Below are 18,799 nucleotides of genomic sequence, written 5' to 3' on the forward strand. Positions count from 1 at the left end.
TTGTCCTCGAAGTGCTCGATCGAAATTGTTGTTTTTGTGCTTCGACAGCCTTGGGTAGTGCTTTATCGGTGGCGGCGCTCCTCCTCTTCCAGCAGGGCCTGCAAGGTATCCAGGCGTGCGCCTTCGCAGGCGATCACCGTGCCTTGTTCAAACACGCGGCGTGACAGGCCGGTGAGCACCGCGCCCGGGGGCAGTTCGATTTGCAGGCGCACACCGCGCTCGTAGGCGCTTTGCACGGTGCCGCGCCAGTCAACGACGCGGCACATGTTGAAGGCCAGGTCGTCGCGAAGTTGTTCGGGGTTGTGGATCGGACGCGCGCGGGTGCTGCTCAGGTAGTTGATGCGCGGCGCCTTGAGCGGGACAAATGCCTGGGCCAGGGCCTCGGCCGGTTGCGCCAGCAGCGCGCAATGGGACGGCACACTGACGGCCAGGCGTTTGGCGATGCCATTGCCCTTGATGCGCGCGGCAACACGTTTCATGGCCTCGTCGCTGCCGGCGATCACGCTCTGGTTATCGGCGTTGATATTGGCCAGGTACACCGGGGTTTCGGGGCTGTGGATGTCGGCGAGGATTTTTTCGACGGTGGATAACTCCACGCCGATGATCGCGGTCATGCCGTAGCCGTGTGGATAAGCGTTTTGCATCAGTTGGCCGCGCAGGCTCACCAGTTTTACCGCCTCGGCAAACGCCAGGGCACCGGCGATGACCGCAGCCGGGTAGGCACCGATGGACAGGCCCGCGACGTAATCCGGGGTGCGATCCAACAGACGGGCGTGGGCCACGCCGGCAATCAACAGGCACAGTTGCACGGCGCGGGTACTGGCCAGGGCTTGCGCGGAATCGAGCAGGCGCACGTCTTCGCCCAGGGCATCGCTGGCTTCTTCCAGCACAGGTTCGGGCAGCGACTGGAGCATGCCTGGTCGCTGGGCACCCTGCCCCGGAAACACCAGAAGGCTGCTCATGCCACGGCCTGCCAAGGGTCGAGCACAAGATGCGCGCCGCTGGCGGTTTTCAGCAGCACACGGCGTGAGCCGCTGGCCCATTCGCGCAAGGCGACGGCGCCGAACGGGGTTTGCAGTTGCAGGTCGACGGCGCACTCAGCCCTATCAAGCATCGCCAGGAGATCTTCGGCATCACCTCGGGCCAAAGGCTCGGGCGTGCGCAGCATCAAATCCAGATCACTCTGGGCATGCAGCGCTTCAACCCCACAGGCCAACTCGAAACCCGCGCTGCCTGTGACGCCCCACGTCTCCTGCGCCAGCACCGGCCGCAGTTGGTCGAGCGCGCGCAACGCGGGTAAATCCCTCGGAGAGATCACCCCGCGCAACGCTTCCGGTATCACTCGCCGCTGCACTGCCGCCAGCGGCATCCGCGCAGCAAAACGTTGCTCACGCAAACGCCCGCGCACGCCGACCGCCACATAACCCGGTTCGGCAATGGCGCGGCGCACTACCACCGGGTGGCCGGCGCCAAGCGCCTCCAGCACCCAGGCCGGTGCATCGGCGGGCACATGCGCCGGGGTCATGCCCCAGAGCAAGTCGTGGGCGTTCACCATTGTTCCCGCAGCAGTTGGCGAACGTGGCTGGAGGCTGCGCGATTTGTCGCGCCGAGGCGCCCGCGCAAATCGGTGCTGCCGACATCCTTGATCGCATGCACCAGGCAATCAGTGACCCGCGCTACATCATCCGCGGTGGGCTGTTCAATCTGGCTGACCGACAAGGTCTCCCACAGCAAACCGAGGCTGGCATAGCTGTCGATGTCATAGGCCATGGGCGGCACACTGGCGGCCAGGGCTTCCAGCTCTTCGACGCTGCGCAAGGTCACCCGCGCGGCCGACGCCTTGCCCATGGCGTGCACCATCACACCGGGATCGCGCAGGGCGATCAGGCGGTTGGCCTGGTAACCGTGGGCCAGGAACGCACCGGACATGGCCTTGCCCACCAGCAGCGCAATCACCGGGTGGCCGGCGAGGCGAGCGCGGGCATAGCTGTCGGCGGCAGCGGCCAGGGCCTGATGGATGCCGAGGGCCTCTTCGCGACGGCCGTAGGCTTGGCTGGGCACATCGACGATGGCGATGATCGGGCGCTTGTCGCCGCGTGCGATGGCCTCATCGACGGCCTTGGCCAGGCCCCAGCCTTCGAGCAGGCCGACTTCGCCATTGCGCGCCCGAGGGAAGCGGTTTTGCGCGTCGGTAACCACGGCGACAAAGCGCACCTTTTGCTCACCCAATACACCGTCGGCAACCCTCAGCGACGCCGGCAAACCTTCTACAGGTGGAGCGCCGGCGCTCAATGCGTTGAACCACTGCAAGCCTCTCATGAGCGTTCTCCTTGATACAGCTCGCGCACCGTCGCCGGGTCGATTTGCGGTACGGCGTCCAACTCGGCCAAGCGTGTGAGGTAATAATCAGCCTGGCGACTGCGTTGTTGTGCGGGCACGCCTTGCTGCAACAACGCGCTGACAGTCTGCTGGATCTGCGCCGCATCGTCGGCCACGTAACGGTCGGCCAGGCCGCTGTTGAAACGCTGTTCGCCGCCCGTGAGGCTCCAGATAAAAGGACGGTCGCGGGAGTCGTATTCTTCCAACCCGGCTTCCTGTTCGATCACCTGCGGACCATTGAGCCCCAGACGCGCTTCGCGGGTCACGACGAGGTAACTGCACAGCCCGGCCGCAATGGACATGCCGCCGAAACAGCCAACGCTGCCCGCCACTACGCCGATCACCGGCTGGTACTGGCGCAGGTCGACAATCGCCGCGTGTATATCGGCAATCGCGGCCAGGCCGAGGTTGGCTTCCTGCAAGCGCACGCCGCCGGTTTCCAGCAGCAGCACCGCGCGGGTCGGGATGCCCTTGCGGTTGTCTTCGGCGGCCAGTTCCAGGGCGCCGGCGATTTTCGCGCCGCCCACTTCACCGAGGCTGCCGCCCTGGAAGTTGCCTTCAATGGCTGCAATCACCACAGGCAAGTCGCCGATGCTGCCCTTGGCGATCACCACCCCGTCATCGGCCTGGGGCACCACACCTTGGCGGCTGAGCCAGGGCGACATGACGCGCTGGAACGGGTCGATCAGTTCGCGAAAGGTGCCGGCATCCAACAAGGCCTTGGCCCGCTGCCGCGCACCCAGTTCCACGAAGCTGTGTTTAGCGAGCAAGTCAGTCATGGCCGATCTCCTCGAAACCCTGCTCCAGGCGCAGGCGCACCACGCCGGGGGTGGCGCCGAAATCGTGAATATCAATGTTCAGGGCCGGCGGTGTCTGCTCTTGGAAGATGCGTTCGAACAGGTGTTGCCAGCGTTGTTCGGCGCCATTCACCGAGGTCTGTACCTGGATGGTCAACGTGCCGGCCGTGCCTGGTTCCAGCAGCACTTCCAGGTCGCCCGAGCCGACGCAACCCACCAGCGCACGGCCTTTTGGCGGCTGCCCGGCGGGAAATTCAAAGGATAAGGTTTCCATCACAACGCTCCGTCGAGGCGGTCGATAAACAGGCAGGCGGCCAACAGGTCGGCGGCGCCGCCGGGGGAGGCATTCAGGGCCAGCAGTTGGTGGTCCAGCTCATGCAATTGGCGGCGCCCGGCGAGGCTTGCACTGCCGCCGGCGTCGAGCACGGCCTGGGCACCGCGCTGCATGGCATGCAGGCCTTCCAGGCCGGCGCGATAGAGCACGCAGGTGTCGGCCAGGTCGGTCATGATCGCGAGCAAAGCGTCCAGGCGCGCGTTCTGTTCACCAGCGTTTTGTTGGCGGCTTTTGTGCAGTTGCGGCAGGCCGCGCTGCAGCACCGACGGGAAGCCCAGTTGCGCTTCTTCACGGGCACCGCGTGCGCCGTAGCGCAGGGCAACCTGGGCGCCGTGGCTCGCGGTTTGCGGCGCGTAGCGGTCGTTAAGCAGCGCGAGTCTGGCGGCATTCAGCGGTATGGCGCGGGGTTCCAGCGCCGCCGCTGCGGTCAGTAGGCCAAGGGCCCAGATCGCGCCACGATGGGTGTTCACGCCATGGGTGGTGGCGAGCATCGCTTGTTCACCTTCGCGCCCGATACGGCCGAGGGCTTCGCGCAGGGGCAAGCCGACTTCACCGAACTCAAGCGCGGCCTCCGCCATTTCCTTGAACATCGGCCACAGCGACAGCGCCGACGCGTGCATCAGCCCCAGGTGCAAATCACTGTGGGCGCCGTTGCCGCGACGGTCCACCAGGGCAGGCTTGGGCGACAGGTCGGCTTCATCGATCAGCGCATCGACGGCCATATCCGCCAGGCGATCCGCGAGGCTGAGTTCGTGCAGTTTAAGGGCGCGCATTTACCAGCTCCTGAATTTGGCGGGCGGGTTGTACAGGCCACCAGACCACTCCACCAGGTCGGCCACGCTCTTGGCGGCCAACAACTCGCGGGTGGCGTCGGTGCGGCGGATACCCAAGTCTTCGGGCAAGGCGATCAGGCCTTCGCGGCGCATGCGCGCGGTGTCCTTGGGGTTATGGCGCATGCCGATGGCGGTCACCCCGGCGACGGCGGCGATCATCGCCTGGCGCTCTTCCAGGGACCGCGCCTTGTACAGGTAGGCGATGCCTTCTTCGGTGAGCAGGTGGGTGACGTCGTCGCCATAGATCATGATCGGCGCCAGGGGCATGCCGCTTTTACGCGCCACTTCCACGGCGTCGAGGGTGTCGACGAAGGTGGGCTTGCCGCCTTCCTGGAAGGTCTCGACCATCTGCACCACGAGCTTTTTGCCGCGCTCCAGCAGCGCAACCGGCGCATCGTCGTGACGCATATCCAGCCACGCCGGCGTGCCATGGCGGCGACCGCGCGGGTCGTGGCCCATGTTCGGCGCCCCACCGAAACCGGCGAGGCGGCCACGGGTCACGGTGCTGGAATGGCCGTCGCCGTCGACTTGCAGGGTGGCGCCGATAAACAGGTCCACCGCGTACTGGCCGGCCAATTGGCAGAACATCCGGTTGGAGCGCATCGAACCGTCGCGGCCGGTGAAGAACACATCCGGGCGGGCGGCGATGTAGTTCTCCATGCCCAGTTCGGTGCCGAAGCAATGCACGCTTTCCACCCAACCGCTTTCGATGGCGGGGATTAGCGTGGGGTGCGGGTTGAGGGTCCAGTTGCGGCAGATCTTGCCCTTCAGGCCCAGGGATTCGCCGTAGGTGGGCAGGATCAATTCGATGGCGGCGGTGTTGAAACCGATGCCGTGGTTGAGCGATTGCACATTGTGTTTTTCGTAGATGCCACGGATCGCCATCATCGCCATCAACACATGCACGGGTTTGATATGGCGCGGGTCGCGGGTGAACAGCGGCTCGATGTAGAACGGCTTGTCGGCCACCACCACAAAATCCACCCAACTGGCGGGGATGTCGACGCGCGGCAAGTCGGTGACGTCATCCACCAACTGATTGACCTGCACGATCACGATGCCATCGCTGAAGGCGGCGGGTTCGATCAGCGCGGGAGTGTCTTCGGTGCTGGCGCCGGTGTAGATATTGCCGGCACGGTCGGCCATGAAACCGGCGGAAAGTACGACGTTGGGAATCAGGTCCACCACCAGCCGTGCATAGAGTTCGATGTAGGTATGGATCGCACCGATTTCCAGCAGGCCGTCTTCGAGCAACTGGCTGATGCGCAGGGATTGCGTGCCGGCGAAGGAAAAGTCGAGTTTGCGTGCGATGCCCTTTTCAAACAGGTCCAAGTGCTCGGACCGCCCGACGCTGGGCATGATCATGTGCAAATCGTGGAGCTTGGCCGGGTCGGCCTTGGCCAGGGAGCGCGAGAGGAAGTCGGCTTGCTTCTGGTTGTTGCCCTCCAGCACCACACGGTCGCCGGGAAGGATCAGCGCCTCAAGTGCCTCGACGATCCTGTCGCTGGGTAACACGGCCCCGTCGGCGTACTGCTTGACCCGCCCGAGCCGCCGCTGCTTCTCGTCGCGCCGCCGCGTCCAGCGCGAGTCGGGGTTTATTGTTGTTGTCATGGTCGCTCCACGAGGTTTGCTGTCGTGGGCTGTACCTTAGGAGTGATTCAGGGGGCCATCAATCAAGCTGGGCGACGGATCATTACGGCTGGAGTAATGGAGCATCAGCAAACGCTAAGCTGAGCCCAGTGAAGGGCTGATCTGCTCCAGCGCCCGATCCACCAACAACTGCCCCAACTCGACACCCAGCAGGTCCGAAGACCTCCTGCGCGCAGCCGCCATAAAGCAGCGAGCACAAAAAACGCCCGTTGGTTGGCTGGGCGTTTGTACGCCTAAACAGTTCCGTCGGACTTGCAATTGCGTGTCATCGTTTTTTGCGATGACGGGTACGAAGAGCCGGCGCGCTGACAGCACGCGACAAGTTCATGCACAGCGCAAAATCCTGCTGGGAAAATCCGAGAGCCCACCCATCGGGCTCTCCCTGCGCAGATCGTCAGGCGCGCTTGCGCTGGGCCCAACCCCAACTCAATCCCAGCACGGCCGCCAGGCCGGAAGCGCACAGCACGCTCAGTTTGGCGGCGGAGAGCAGGCTGGCATCGTTGAACGCCAATGAGGCGATAAAGATCGACATGGTAAAGCCGATACCCGCGAGCAAACCCACCAGCACCACGCCGGACCACGTCACACCCTGCGGCAACTGGCACAACCGCGATTTGACCAGCAGCCCGCAGGCCAGGATGACACCGACCGGCTTGCCCACCACCAATGCCAGGATCACCGCGATGAAGACGTGCTGGGACATCACCTCGTCGAGGTTTGCGCCGGCCAGGTTCACCCCGGCGTTGGCCAGGGCAAACAACGGCATGATGCCGAACGCGACCCAGGGATGCAGCGCGGTCTGGATACGCTGCACGGGCGAGAGCATTTCGCGCTGCGCCTGGCGTATCTGCTTGAGGGGTTGATGCACCGCCTGCGGGTCCTGGCCCTTTGCAGAAAACTTGTCGACCAATTCGTGGAAGTTGCGCTGCAGGCTTTCCAGTGGTCGCTCGCGCATCGGCATCGAGCGCACCGGGCTCATCAGGCCGAGCAGCACGCCGGCCAGCGTGGGATGTACGCCGGTCTTGAGCAGACCGTACCAGACGATCGCACCTGGCAGGATGTACAGCACCATCTTGCTGATCCCCATGCGCTGGAACAACAGGACCATCAGCACCCCGCCCAAGGCAATCACGACGCCGCTCAAATCGAGGCTGGCGGTGTAGAACAGCGCGATGATCAGGATGGCGACGATGTCATCGATAATCGCCAAGGCCAGCAACAGAATGCGCACGCCGCCGGGAATTGACTTGCCCAACAACGCCAGCACGCCCACCGCAAAGGCGATGTCCGTCGCGGTCGGCACGGCCCAGCCATGGCTGGCCTCAGTGCCGTGGTTGATCGCCAGGTAAATGAGGGCCGGTACCACCACGCCCCCCAAGGCTGCACCCAGCGGCAAGACGGCCATCTTGAAACTGGCCAAGGCACCTTCGTGGATTTCCTGGCGTATCTCAGCCCCAACCACCAGGAAGAAAATCGTCATCAGACCGTCGTTCACTAGAAAGTGCAGCGACCTGGAAACACTCCACTCGCCAAAACCCAGGGTTATCTGGGTATGCCAAAGGTGTTCATAGCTGGCGGCATAAGGACTGTTGGCCCAGGTCAGGGCCACAAGGGCCGCCACCAGTAGCGCGATACCGCTGACCGCTTCGATATGGGAAAACCGCTCCAGAGCAGACAGGGCACGCTCGGCCAAGACTTGCGGACGGGGAATGGTGGGCGATAGCGGTTTTTTTTCAGGCACGGGTGCACTCCGATGGCGGCCCGACCAACGCTTGAATTTAACCTGCAATGCGCAACACGCGACACCGCACCCGCAGCGATGATATGAAGCCGAGGCAGCGGGTGCAAACCCTATGAGGCGTCTCGAATGCAACGTTGGCGGATGCGCCACTTAATCGGCAACGGATCACAAATGGTAAGGTTGGGAACGTCGGCCATTTGAGACGGCTTTTTTCCCTTACTTTCATCTCCGAGGTTCCATGCAGATCGAGTTACAGGAGATTCGCGACCACCTTCACCGTTTCCCGCCTTTCGATGCGCTGCCGCTTGAATCGCTCGAGGCTATCGCCCGTCGCATCGAGGTCAGTTACTTCAAGGCAGGCGCCGACATTCTTGAAGCGGGCGCGGTTGTCCAGCATCTGCATTACGTGCGCAGCGGCGCCGTGGAAATCTACCGACGCAACGGCGAGCTCTATAACCGCCTGGTCGAGGGCGATCTCTTCGGCCAGGCCGGCTTGTTGCGCAGCAATAAAGTGCGCTTTCCGGCCAAGGCGCTGGAAGACAGCCTGATCTACTTTATCCCCGCCGAGTTGTTCGCCGAATTGTGCGCACAACACGATACCTTTGCGGACTTCGTCGAAGCCGAAGGGCACTCCCGGCTTAAGAGCGCAGTGGAGTCCCAGGGACGGGCGAGCGAGCTGATCCAGCTGAAAAGTCGCGCGCTGATCTCGCGCTCCCTGGTGTGGGTGAGCGCCGACACATCCGTGCACGAAGCCGCCAAGGTGATGACCGAGCAAAGCGTTTCATGCGTCGTCGTGATGGCGCCTGGCGACGGGCCGCACGCCAAGATGGTGGGCCTTGTGACCGACCGCGACCTGCGCACCCGCGTAGTCGCAGCGGCGCGCAGCGACACCGCCACCGCGATCAGCGAGGTCATGACCTCCGATCCCGCAGCGATACAAGCTGACGATTCGGTGTTCGAAGCCATGCTGGTGATGCTGCGCCGCAATATTCATCACCTGCCGGTGATGCACAAGGGCCGCACCCTGGGGCTGATCAACTTGTCGGACATCATCCGCTACGAATCCCAGAGCAGCCTGTACCTGGTCAATCGCATCTCCAACCAAACCTCGGTCGAAGGCCTGCGCGAACTGCTGCGCGATCTACGCGGCACTTATATCCGCATGGTGCGTGATGGCGCTACCGCGCACATGATCGGCAGCGCTATTTCCGGTATCGGCCGAGCGTTCACCCAGCGCCTGCTGGAGCTGGCCGAAAAGCGGCTGGGACCGCCGCCGGTACCGTACTGCTTCATGGTGCTGGGCTCGATGGCACGCGATGAGCAATTGCTGGTCACCGATCAGGACAACGCCCTGGTGCTCGACGACAGCTTCGACCCGGCACTGCACGACGAGTATTTTCGCAGCCTCGCCGCCTTTGTCAGCGACGGCCTCGCGGCGTGCGGTTACAGCTATTGCAAAGGTGGCATCATGGCGACTAACGATCAGTGGCGTCAGCCGCTACGCGTGTGGCGTGCCTACTTTGAGCAATGGATAGAAAAGCCCAACCCCGCCACGCTGCTCAATAGCTGCATCTTTTTCGACCTGGACGGCGTGTATGGTCAGCTTGAACTGGTGCAGACACTCAAAACGCTGTGCGCGCAAAAATCCAGTCGACATCCAGCGTTTCTGCATGCCATGGCGCGCATTGCCCTGAACCGCACGCCACCCTTGGGGTTTTTCCGCACGTTCGTGGTCGAAACGGATGGGCGGCAAAAACGCATCATCAATCTCAAGGGGCGCGGCACCGCGCCGCTCACCGACCTGATTCGCATCCATGCCCTGGCCTGTGCCAGCACCGCGCAGAACTCGCTTGACCGGCTTGAGGCGATCAGCAGCACCCAACTGATACAACCGGAGGCCGTCGAACATCTACGTTATGCCCTGGAGTTTCTTTCCATGGTGCGCATCCGCCACCAAGCTGAAGCCATGGAACAAGGCGAAACGCCAGACAACTACATCGAGCCGGAGCGTTTTTCCTCCAGCGAGCGGCATAACCTCAAGGAAGCTTTCCAAGTGTTGAGCAATGCGCAGAGCTTCCTGCGGTTTCGCTATCCGGCAAAAGGACGGCCAAACCCGTGAAGCATTCTTCAACGCCTGGGCCTTGCACGCATCTGGATTGGGCGAGCCGGTTCCGGACCCTGGCGCAGGAAGCACGCCATCCGAGCCTGCAAAAATTCTATCGCGCCGGGACGGTCGCACCGCAGACGCCGATAGAACAGGTGCAACTGTTGGCCATGGATGTGGAAACCACCGGCCTCAACCCCAACGCGCACAACATTGTGAGCATCGGTCTGATCCCATTTACGCTCAAGCGCATACGCTGTGGGCAAGCGCTCTACTGGGTCATCAAACCGCCGTCAGAGTTGAACGAACACTCGGTGACGTTCCATCACATTACTCATTCGGACGTATTGCATGCGCCCCCGTTGTCCGAGGTGCTGGACGCATTGCTCGAAGCCATGGCCGGCAATGTAATGGTGGTGCATTACCGGAATATCGAACGCGGTTTTCTGGACCAGGCACTGCGCCGCCAGTTGGGCGAGGGCCTGCAATTTCCGGTCATCGATACTATGCAACTGGAAGCGCGCATGCACCGTGGCAACCGAAGCTGGCTTGACCGGCTGCTGCGCCGTGCGCAGCCATCGATCAGGCTCGCCGATAGCCGCGAGCGCTATCATCTGCCCAGCTATCACGCCCACCACGCGCTCACCGATGCGCTGGCCGCGGCGGAATTGCTCCAGGCGCAGATCGCCCATCACTACTCGCCCGACACGCCGATCCAGACGCTATGGGATTGAAGCACCGCGCCCAAAAAAAGGTGCGCCCTGAGCGCACCTTTTATTCACAGCGTTAAATTCAGGACCTTGGTTCCGACATCAGCCCCTTGACCAGGGAAATACAGCCCAGCATCAGCACGATGGCGAACGGCAGGCCCGTGGAAACCGCCATGGCCTGCAGCGCGACCAGACCGCCGCCAAGCAACAAGGCAATGGCGATCACGCCTTCGATGACCGCCCAGAACACGCGCTGCGGTACCGGCGCGTCAACCTTGCCGCCTGCCGTAATGGTGTCAATCACCAACGAACCGGAGTCTGAAGAGGTGATGAAGAACACGATGACCAGGATAATCCCCAGGAACGAGGTGATTTCCTTGAGCGGTAAATGCCCCAGCATGGCGAACAGCTTGAGCTCCAGCACGGCATCCTTGACGCCCATGAAGCCTTGGAGCGTGGTCTGGTCAATGGCGGTGCCGCCGAAGGTGGTCATCCACAATACCGACACCAGCGAAGGCACCAACAGCACCGAGATCAGGAACTCACGCACGGTACGGCCACGGCTCACGCGGGCGATGAACATACCGACAAACGGTGACCAACTGATCCACCAGGCCCAGTAGAACGCAGTCCAACCCTGGGTGAACTCAGTGTCGGTGCGGCCGAAGGGGTTGGACAGCGCAGGCAGGTACTCGGCGTAAGTCACCAGGTTGTGGAAGAAACCGCTGAAGATAGCCAGGGTCGGGCCCACGATGATGATAAACAGCAACAGCAGCAAGGCCAGCCCCATGTTGATCTGGGACAGCATCTTGACGCCCTTGTCGAGGCCGGAAAGCACCGACCACAGGGCGATCAGCGTGATGCCGATAATCAGCACCACCTTGCTCAGGTTCGTCGACTGGATACCAAACAGGTATTCGATACCCGCAGCCGCCTGTTCCGCGCCGATCCCCAAGGATGTCGCGAGGCCGAACAAGGTAGCGAACACGGCCAGGATATCAATGATATGCCCCGGCCAGCCCCACACACGCTCACCCAGCAACGGGTAGAAAATCGACCGTATCGACAGCGGCAAACCCTTGTTATACGAAAACAGCGCCAACGACAGCGCGACAATCGCATAGATCGCCCAAGGGTGCAGGCCCCAGTGGAATATGGTCGCGGCCATTGCCAGGTCGGCGGATGCCTTCATATCCCCCGCGGCACCGCCCAGCGGCGCCCAATCGGTGCGCACACCGTTGGGATCAAGGGTCACACCGCCCATCGACGCCGCATAATGCGACATGGGTTCAGCGACCCCGTAGAACATCAAGCCAATGCCCATGCCGGCGGCAAACAGCATTGAAAACCAGCCCACGTACGAATGGTCCGGCTTCGCGTCCCGGCCCCCGAGGCGAACCTTGCCCAGCGGTGAAACGATCAGCGCAAAGCACAGCACCACGAAAATATTGGCCACACTCATGAAGAACCAGGCCAGGTGAGCGGTCAACCAATTGCGTATCGCACTGAACAGCGGCTCGACTTCGTTCTGCAAGGCCAGCGTCAGGATGACGAACAGCACGATCGTCGCCGCCGAAATAATGAAGACCTTGCCGTGGATATCCAGCGAAAAAGAAAACTCGCCTTTGATGTTGTCTTGCCCGATTACATAATCGGTATCAATCAGGTTGGCGGCCCCGCTCGGAGCAGGGATACCCTCCTCGCCCGAGGAATGAGGGTTGGCTGGTAGATCAGCCATAGGTTTTTCAGCCATACAGGCCTCCTTGAAAGTGGTGTGCGGTCGCGCGCACCCTTATCTGCTCCGCTGTTCCTATGGTTAACGAGAGATGCTAGGCGAACATCCTACAAGCTTCGCCGCACATATGTGCAAACACACTTTAAGACTTATCGATAATCAGGACCGGATCGCCGCGCCTCAAGCCAATCCAGACTCGACCAGTAACGCCTCCAACCCCATCAAATCCGGCACCTTCGCCACATGCTCCCCCACCTGCACCGCTGCCAGTTCCAATGGGCACAGCGGCACGTCCACATAGCTCAATTCGCTGTCGAGCTTGTACGAGCGCGGAATTCCCTGGATCACCACTGCAATAAACTTCAACGTCGGCCGCCCGCCCAGCGCATTCAACACCACGATCCGCGAGCGTTCGCCGGTCACGCTGGCCTCGCCGCACACCGCTTCAAAGCTGATCAACGGGATTTGCCGATCCCGCCACGTCACTTGCCGCAAATACCACGGCGGTGCGTCGCTGGCCGGTTCGCCGCGTTGGAAGTCGATCAACTCGGCGATGGCGACGTTGGGCAGTACCAGGTGGCGGTCGGCCAGGGGCAGGAGCAGGCCGGTGAGTTGGCTGGTGCGGTGGTCAAGCACGGGATTTGCTCCAGTAGGCGATGCTCTCGAGCAGCACCGATTCCTGGTACGGCTTGCCCAGGTAGTCGTTGACGCCGATGGCCATGGCACGGTCGCGGTGTTTCTGGCCGGTGCGGGAGGTGATCATGATGATCGGCAGGCGCATCAGCCGGGGGTCGTTGCGCACATGGATGGCGACTTCGAAGCCGTCCATGCGCGGCATTTCGATGTCGAGCAGCATCAGGTCGGGCGTATGTTCCTCGAGCACGGCCAGGGCGTCGATGCCGTCTTTGGCGGTGAGTACGTTCATGCCGTTGCGCTCCAGCAGGCGGCTGGTGACTTTGCGCACGGTGACCGAGTCGTCCACCACCAACACCAGCAGCGGGCGCTTTTTCAGCGGGTCGTTGAGGATCAACGGAGCATCCACCGGCTGCGCCGGCAAGGCCGGTTGCCGGGCGCGGATATGCGCCAGCAAGTCGATAATCAAGACCACGCGCCCATCACCCAGGATGGTCGCGCCGGATAACCCCTGCACCCCGGAGAATTGCGGGCCCAGGCCCTTGACCACAATCTCCCGGGTGCCGGCCATGGCGTCCACATGCACTGCTACGCGGCGCTCATTGCACTGCACCAGCAACACCGGCACGGGTTGATATTGGCCCAATAGTTTCGGACGGCCGACGGTGTGCAGCAGGTCGCCCAGGTAAAACAACTCGTAGCGTTGGCCGGCATATTCATAACACGGCGGATCCTGCTGGTAGTGCCCCGCCAGTTCATGGGGCAGCACACGCACCAGCCCTTCGATGGTATTGAGCGGGATCGCGTATTGGTCGTCTGCGCACTGCACCATCAACGCCCGGTTGACCGACACGGTAAACGGCAGGCGAATGCGAAAGTGCACGCCCTCCCCCGGCGTCGAGTCAATGACCATCGAGCCACCGAGCTGGCGCACTTCTTCGTGCACCACGTCCATGCCCACGCCACGCCCGGAAATCTGCGTGATCTTTTCCGCCGTGGAGAACCCCGGCTGCAGGATGAACTGCAACACATCACGGTCGCTCATCTCTTGATGAGGGGCGAGCAAACCGCGCTTGATCGCCTTGCGCCGCACCGCTTCCAGAGGCACACCGGCACCGTCGTCGCGCATGTCGAAAACGATATCGCCGCCTTCGTGGGTCAGGTCCAGGGTGATGCGGCCCTTCTCCGGTTTGCCGGCCAGCAACCGCGCATCGCGTGATTCCAGGCCATGGTCGACGGCGTTGCGCAGCATGTGTTCCAGCGGCGCCGCCATGCGCTCCAGCACATTGCGGTCCATTTCGCCCTCGGCATTGCCGACGATGAACTCCACGTCCTTGCCCAACTCGCCCGCCACCTGGCGCACGATGCGTTTGAGGCGCGGCAGCATGCGCTCGAAGGGCACCATGCGCGTGCGCATCAGGCCTTCCTGCAACTCGGTATTGATGCGCGCCTGTTGCTGCAACAGATCATGGGCATCTTCGTTGCGGCGGTCGAGGGTGTCCTTGAGGTCGAGCAGGTCGGAGGCGGATTCGGACAGCGCGCGGGACAGTTGCTGCAACTGCGAATGACGGTCCATTTCCAGCGGGTCGAATTCTTCGTAGCCCAGGCGCTCGGCCTCGGCCTGTTGACGGCTGAGAATGCGCCCCTGGGTTTCGGTATCGAGGCGACGCAGTTGGTCGCGCATACGCTCGATGGTGGTTTCCACTTCATGCAGGGCAATGCGCGCGTCGTTGACCTGCTGCTCGATACGGCCACGAAAGATCGACGTTTCTCCCGCCAGATTGACCAGGTCGTCGAGCAGGTCGGCGGAGATTTTCACCATGTCGGCGGCGGGATCAACCACCGCATCGGCCTTGCCTGCGGGCAACGCCAATGGCACCACTGGCTCATCGCTGGGGTGAACCAGGCTCTTGATCCGTTCGATAAGCCTGTCTACCGAGCCCACCGGCAGCCCATCCGCCACGGCGTCGATCATCTGTGCCAGGCGGTCGTGGCAACCTTGCAGCAACGCGAACAGTTCGGCGGACGGCGCGAGCAAACCGGCGGACAGCCCTTCGTAGAGAAATTCCAGCTCATGGGCCAGGTCACCAATCGGTCCGATCTCGACCATGCGTGCGCCGCCCTTGAGGGTGTGCAAATCACGCAGCAGGGTTTCCACTTCCTGGCGATTGTTCGGCTCGGCCTGCCAGCGCAGCAAGGCGCTGCCGGAGCTGTCGAGAATGTCGGCGGCTTCTTCGAGGAAGATGTCCAGCAACTCCGGGTCGGTGCCCGGCGTTTCCGCAGGTGGGGCGGCCTGTGCAGCCGGCATGCCGCCCTGGCGTAGCGCGCGCAACCTGGCGACCAGCTCGGCACTGTCGCTCAAGGGTTGATGGTGCTGCAGCTCCTCCAGTTGCAAGGCCAACCGCTCATGGCTGGCCATCAGCACCTGAGACAGCTCGCTGGAGTAGCTGTAGCGCCGATCCACCAGGCCTTCGTACAAGCACTCCAACTCATGCGCCAGGTCGCCCACCGGCCCGATGTCAGCCATGCGCGCGCCGCCCTTGAGGGTGTGCAGGTCGCGCTGCAGTGACGACAACGGCGCGGCACTCTCTGGGTCCAGCAGCCAGCGTTTCAGGGACTGTCCGGCACTGTCGAGGATATCCACGGCTTCTTCGAGGAAGATCTCCACGAGCTCATCGTCGATCGCTGTTTCATGCTGCAGTTGCGCCGTGGCGGCGCCCAGTTCAGAGATGCTCAGGGCGCGGCTGCCGTCGCTTTTGATCAGGCCGGTGGCAGCAGGGTCCAGAGCATCGTCCAACAGTTCGCGCAGGGCGTTTACGCGGGCCGGCGCCGGGATGATTTCCTGGCCGGCGGCCAATTGATCGAGCATGTTGATCAGCGCTTCATGGGCCTGCTCGGCCTCATGGAAAAACCGCTCGCTGACCGCCAGGCTGCTTTCTTCCACGGCGCCGTAGAGGTCGAGCAAGGCTTCGCAGAGTTCATCGATGGCGTGCAGGTCGGCGACGTGCGCGCCCTCCCCCAGCGTGGTCAATTCATCCAGCAACGCGGTGAGTTCCTGGCGTTCGCCGGGGTGTTGTTGCCAGCGGCGCAGCAGGCTTTCGGCGTCGAGCAGAATGTCCATGCCCTGGGCCAGGAAGTTGGCGATCAGTTGCGGGTCGCGCTTGATTCGCGAGCCCGTGTTGGGTGCGTCCAGCTGCGCGGCGAGTTGATGGTCGAGCAGGGCCTGGGTACGGTGGATCAAGTCATCCGCCCCCTTGATCGGCACCAGGGGATCGCGGTCCAGTTGGCGCAACCCACGCTGGAACAGGCCTTCGGCTTCCAGCAGCAACTCGACTTCGTCCAGGTCCAGCGGCAGGCGATGAGCTTTGTATTCGCGGGTCAGGTGATCCAGTGGGCGTACCAGCTCGGCAATGGGCAGCACACCGGCCATGTAGGCGCTGCCCTTGAGGGTGTGCAGGGCGCGTTGCAGCTCATCGCTGACTTGCAGCGGCACATGCTCGGCGGCCTGTTGCAGGAAGTGGTTGAGGCTGTCCAGATGGCTCTGGGCTTCGTTGCGGAAGATCTCCAGCAACATCGGATCGTGGGGTTCGGCGGCCGATGCGGCAGCGCCGTTGGCCCAGGCGTGGGCACGGGCGGCCAGCGCGTCGACCTCATCGCGCTGGTGTTGGTCGCCCGTCGCGAAGTCGGCGATCAATTCCGGCAGCAGGGCCACGGCGTCATCCAGCACCTGCTGTATCTCGGGGCCGAGGGCTACGCTGCGCTCGAGCACACGGTTCAGCAGGTTTTCCACGGCCCAGGCCAGCTCCGCCAGCACCAGGGCACGCACCATGCGACCGCTGCCTTTCAAGGTGTGGAAGGCGCGGCGCATTTCGCCCTGGGCAGTTTTGTCTGCGCTGTTGGGCAGGTGGCAGTGCAGCACCTCAAGGACTTCGTCGGTTTCTTCGAGGAAGACGTCGCGCAGTTCATCGTCGATGGGCGCTTCATCGGCCGGCGGCGGCAGCAGGCTACCGGGGCGTTGCAAGGCAGGCGGATTGAGGCGCGAAGTGGGGTTGGCCAGTGCGTCGAACTGGGACTGGCTGGGCGCAACCTCGCTCGACAGCGCGCCATCGGGTGCTGCCAGCGCCTGGCGCCAGGGTTTTTCGGCGGGCAGGTAGCCCAGCGCAGCCAGGCTTTGGGTGGCCAGTTCCAACACCCGTTCACCGGCTGCGTCAGGGTCCTGGAGCATGCGTTCGAGGTAGTACTCCAGGCTGCTGATCACGTCAGCGAAGTGCTCCAGTTGCACCTCCGACGGCGGGCGATCGCTGACCATCAACTGTTCGTCGACGTAATCGGTACAACCACGCATCAGGCTTGCCGCGCGGGGCAAGGGGATCATCGCCAGCGCGCCGCGCACCTGGCTCAGCAGTTCCGGCAGGGATTCCAGGCGCTGACGGTCCCAATCGGCTTCGATACAGTCGATCACCAGCTCCTTGGCTTGCCGCAGGCACTGGCAGGATTCGCGGATGACCAACTGGTGGATCTGGGTCAGGTCGGTGGTGGGCAGACGGCTTTCTTCGTGGCCTTCCGGCTCGACGGTACCGACCATTCCCGCCAGCGTGGCTTCCACATAAAGCAGCGCGCCAGCGACGTCCATCAACACCGCGTCGTTGGGCTCACGATGCCCCTGGGCCAGGCTCAATACCACGGCCAACTGGTCGATGATGACTTTGCGCGGCTGGCCAAACCCCAGCACCGCAAGGGTATCGGCAATCTGTCGCAGGGGCGCCAGCAGCGCGTCGAGGTCGCTCGTGTGCTGGCGGTCGCTGCGCACGAACAGGTCGAGGCGCTCTTTGACCCGTACCAATTCTTCACACAACGCACCAAGCACCGAGCCCATGGCGTTACGATCCGGCCCGGCGAGGCGCGCGCGTTCGGCATCCACCACCGCGCTGTCGGGCAAGGCCTCATCCAGGCTGTAGCGTTCTTTCAAACTCTGCATGCGCGGGGTCGGTCGAGTGACTTTGGCGACGTAAAACAACAAGCTCTTGAGCAGCTCATCCGGTGCCGGCTGGTTGATCCCGCCAATGCCTTGTGCCAGCAGGCGCTTGAGCTGCTTGTCGCTGGCCTTGAGCAGGCTGCGCAGTGCCGGGCTGTTGGCGACCACACCGGTGAGCATGCCCTCGACCAGCGCCGACGCCACTTGCCACAGCGGCAACAGCGGCGCGCCCTGGCACAGCGCTTCAAGGCGCGCGAACACCCGCGCCATGTCTTCCAGGTTGCTCGGGCCGTGGTCTTCACGCAGCAGCCCGGCGAGGGCTTGTTGCAGCAGTTGGTGCCACTGGCGCAGTTGCTCCTGAACGTCGGCCGGCGCGCGTTGGGCCAGGGCGTCCTCGGGAAGCGGCGCAATCGACAGCAGTTGCGGGCTGAACAAGCTGGTCTCCGACAGCAGGCTTTCACCGCGGGCACTGCGCAGGTCGTTGAGCAGCGGCAGCACCACCAGCGGTAAATCACGGCGGGCGCTGTGCACACGGTCGAGGTACAACGGCAGTTGGCCCAGGGCCTGTTGCAGCAGGCGGATACTTTCCTCGCGCTGGCTGACCTGCCCGGCCTGGAGCGCCAGGGCCAGTTCTTCGATCTCTTCGGCCAGCAGCGCCGCGCCGTAGAACTCGACCATTTGCAGCGCGCCATGCACCTGGTGGATGGCGGCCAGGCATTGGCTGATCACGTCATCGTCGCGGGTCTCGACAAACGCATCCAGCGCCGAACGGGCCTGTTTCAGGGTTTCGGCAATGTCGCCCTTGACCCATTCGAGGGCCACGTAGTCGTGCCGATCAACCATAACTGCTCCGCTTAGAATTCGTGGGTTGCTTGGATCTCAAAGCCAATGGAGATCTAGTGTGGGAG

13 protein-coding genes are annotated in these 18,799 nt (G+C 63.0%); 2 read left to right on the forward strand and 11 right to left on the reverse strand.

The genetic code is table 11. The features are described 5' to 3' along the window. Nucleotides 1-62 precede the first annotated feature (62 nt). The 8 genes from mdcH to nhaA all read right to left on the reverse strand — a co-directional run bounded on the left by mdcH (nucleotide 63) and on the right by nhaA (nucleotide 7,734). Entirely contained in the window at nucleotides 63-962 is a 900-nt protein-coding gene (gene mdcH / locus M2397_RS21360) for a malonate decarboxylase subunit epsilon (RefSeq protein ID WP_259244360.1), read from the reverse strand. Continuing rightward, a complete protein-coding gene (locus tag M2397_RS21365) occupies nucleotides 959-1,555 on the reverse strand; it encodes a malonate decarboxylase holo-ACP synthase (RefSeq protein ID WP_167656782.1) in 597 nt (198 codons plus the stop codon). Before M2397_RS21365 ends, mdcH begins: the two co-directional genes overlap by 4 nt. Then, the gene (gene mdcE / locus M2397_RS21370; RefSeq protein ID WP_145336893.1) at nucleotides 1,549-2,319 is read right to left on the reverse strand and encodes a biotin-independent malonate decarboxylase subunit gamma; all 771 of its coding nucleotides are present in this window, start codon (nucleotides 2,317-2,319) and stop codon (nucleotides 1,549-1,551) included. The genes M2397_RS21365 and mdcE overlap by 7 nt, the downstream gene beginning before the upstream one ends. Beyond that, on the reverse strand, nucleotides 2,316-3,158 hold the full coding sequence (locus M2397_RS21375; RefSeq protein ID WP_131697488.1) for a biotin-independent malonate decarboxylase subunit beta: 843 nt from the start codon (nucleotides 3,156-3,158) through the stop codon (nucleotides 2,316-2,318). Before M2397_RS21375 ends, mdcE begins: the two co-directional genes overlap by 4 nt. Continuing rightward, nucleotides 3,151-3,450, reverse strand: coding sequence for a malonate decarboxylase subunit delta (locus M2397_RS21380; protein WP_032884109.1), 300 nt, complete (start codon nucleotides 3,448-3,450; stop codon nucleotides 3,151-3,153). Before M2397_RS21380 ends, M2397_RS21375 begins: the two co-directional genes overlap by 8 nt. Next, the gene (locus tag M2397_RS21385) at nucleotides 3,450-4,283 is read right to left on the reverse strand and encodes a triphosphoribosyl-dephospho-CoA synthase (protein ID WP_145336895.1); all 834 of its coding nucleotides are present in this window, start codon (nucleotides 4,281-4,283) and stop codon (nucleotides 3,450-3,452) included. Before M2397_RS21385 ends, M2397_RS21380 begins: the two co-directional genes overlap by 1 nt. Next, nucleotides 4,284-5,954 carry a malonate decarboxylase subunit alpha gene (gene mdcA, locus M2397_RS21390; RefSeq protein ID WP_131697490.1) on the reverse strand — a complete coding sequence of 557 codons (1,671 nt, stop codon included), beginning with the start codon at nucleotides 5,952-5,954 and terminating at the stop codon, nucleotides 4,284-4,286. Nucleotides 5,955-6,387: 433 nt separating this feature from the next. Further along, nucleotides 6,388-7,734, reverse strand: coding sequence for a Na+/H+ antiporter NhaA (nhaA, locus tag M2397_RS21395; RefSeq protein ID WP_145336896.1), 1,347 nt, complete (start codon nucleotides 7,732-7,734; stop codon nucleotides 6,388-6,390). Between the two features lie 238 nt (nucleotides 7,735-7,972). Between nhaA and M2397_RS21400 the strand changes: the two genes are divergently transcribed. Together M2397_RS21400 and M2397_RS21405 are read left to right on the forward strand one after the other, a co-directional pair. Further along, nucleotides 7,973-9,853, forward strand: coding sequence for a DUF294 nucleotidyltransferase-like domain-containing protein (locus M2397_RS21400; protein ID WP_131697492.1), 1,881 nt, complete (start codon nucleotides 7,973-7,975; stop codon nucleotides 9,851-9,853). Continuing rightward, a complete protein-coding gene (locus M2397_RS21405) occupies nucleotides 9,850-10,572 on the forward strand; it encodes a 3'-5' exonuclease (protein WP_259244361.1) in 723 nt (240 codons plus the stop codon). The genes M2397_RS21400 and M2397_RS21405 overlap by 4 nt, the downstream gene beginning before the upstream one ends. A gap of 58 nt (nucleotides 10,573-10,630) precedes the next feature. Here the strand turns inward: M2397_RS21405 and M2397_RS21410 are convergent, their stop codons facing one another. The 3 genes from M2397_RS21410 to M2397_RS21420 all read right to left on the reverse strand — a co-directional run bounded on the left by M2397_RS21410 (nucleotide 10,631) and on the right by M2397_RS21420 (nucleotide 18,734). Next, entirely contained in the window at nucleotides 10,631-12,301 is a 1,671-nt protein-coding gene (locus tag M2397_RS21410) for a BCCT family transporter (RefSeq protein ID WP_405046465.1), read from the reverse strand. Nucleotides 12,302-12,463: 162 nt separating this feature from the next. Then, nucleotides 12,464-12,919, reverse strand: coding sequence for a chemotaxis protein CheW (locus M2397_RS21415; protein ID WP_131697493.1), 456 nt, complete (start codon nucleotides 12,917-12,919; stop codon nucleotides 12,464-12,466). Next, nucleotides 12,912-18,734, reverse strand: coding sequence for an Hpt domain-containing protein (locus M2397_RS21420; protein ID WP_259244362.1), 5,823 nt, complete (start codon nucleotides 18,732-18,734; stop codon nucleotides 12,912-12,914). The genes M2397_RS21415 and M2397_RS21420 overlap by 8 nt, the downstream gene beginning before the upstream one ends. Between the last annotated feature and the right edge of the window lie 65 nt (nucleotides 18,735-18,799).

Source organism: Pseudomonas sp. BIGb0381 (assembly GCF_024809815.1).
GTDB lineage: Bacteria > Pseudomonadota > Gammaproteobacteria > Pseudomonadales > Pseudomonadaceae > Aquipseudomonas.

Coding starts and splice junctions, on each gene's coding strand:
- M2397_RS21380 (WP_032884109.1), bottom strand. CDS start 3,450: ATGGAAACCTTATCCTTTGAATTTCCCGCCGGGCAGCCGCCAAAAGGC.
- mdcH (WP_259244360.1), bottom strand. CDS start 962: ATGAGCAGCCTTCTGGTGTTTCCGGGGCAGGGTGCCCAGCGACCAGGC.
- M2397_RS21410 (WP_405046465.1), bottom strand. CDS start 12,301: ATGGCTGAAAAACCTATGGCTGATCTACCAGCCAACCCTCATTCCTCG.
- M2397_RS21385 (WP_145336895.1), bottom strand. CDS start 4,283: ATGCGCGCCCTTAAACTGCACGAACTCAGCCTCGCGGATCGCCTGGCG.
- mdcE (WP_145336893.1), bottom strand. CDS start 2,319: ATGAGAGGCTTGCAGTGGTTCAACGCATTGAGCGCCGGCGCTCCACCT.
- M2397_RS21365 (WP_167656782.1), bottom strand. CDS start 1,555: ATGGTGAACGCCCACGACTTGCTCTGGGGCATGACCCCGGCGCATGTG.
- M2397_RS21400 (WP_131697492.1), top strand. CDS start 7,973: ATGCAGATCGAGTTACAGGAGATTCGCGACCACCTTCACCGTTTCCCG.
- mdcA (WP_131697490.1), bottom strand. CDS start 5,954: ATGACAACAACAATAAACCCCGACTCGCGCTGGACGCGGCGGCGCGAC.
- M2397_RS21375 (WP_131697488.1), bottom strand. CDS start 3,158: ATGACTGACTTGCTCGCTAAACACAGCTTCGTGGAACTGGGTGCGCGG.
- M2397_RS21420 (WP_259244362.1), bottom strand. CDS start 18,734: ATGGTTGATCGGCACGACTACGTGGCCCTCGAATGGGTCAAGGGCGAC.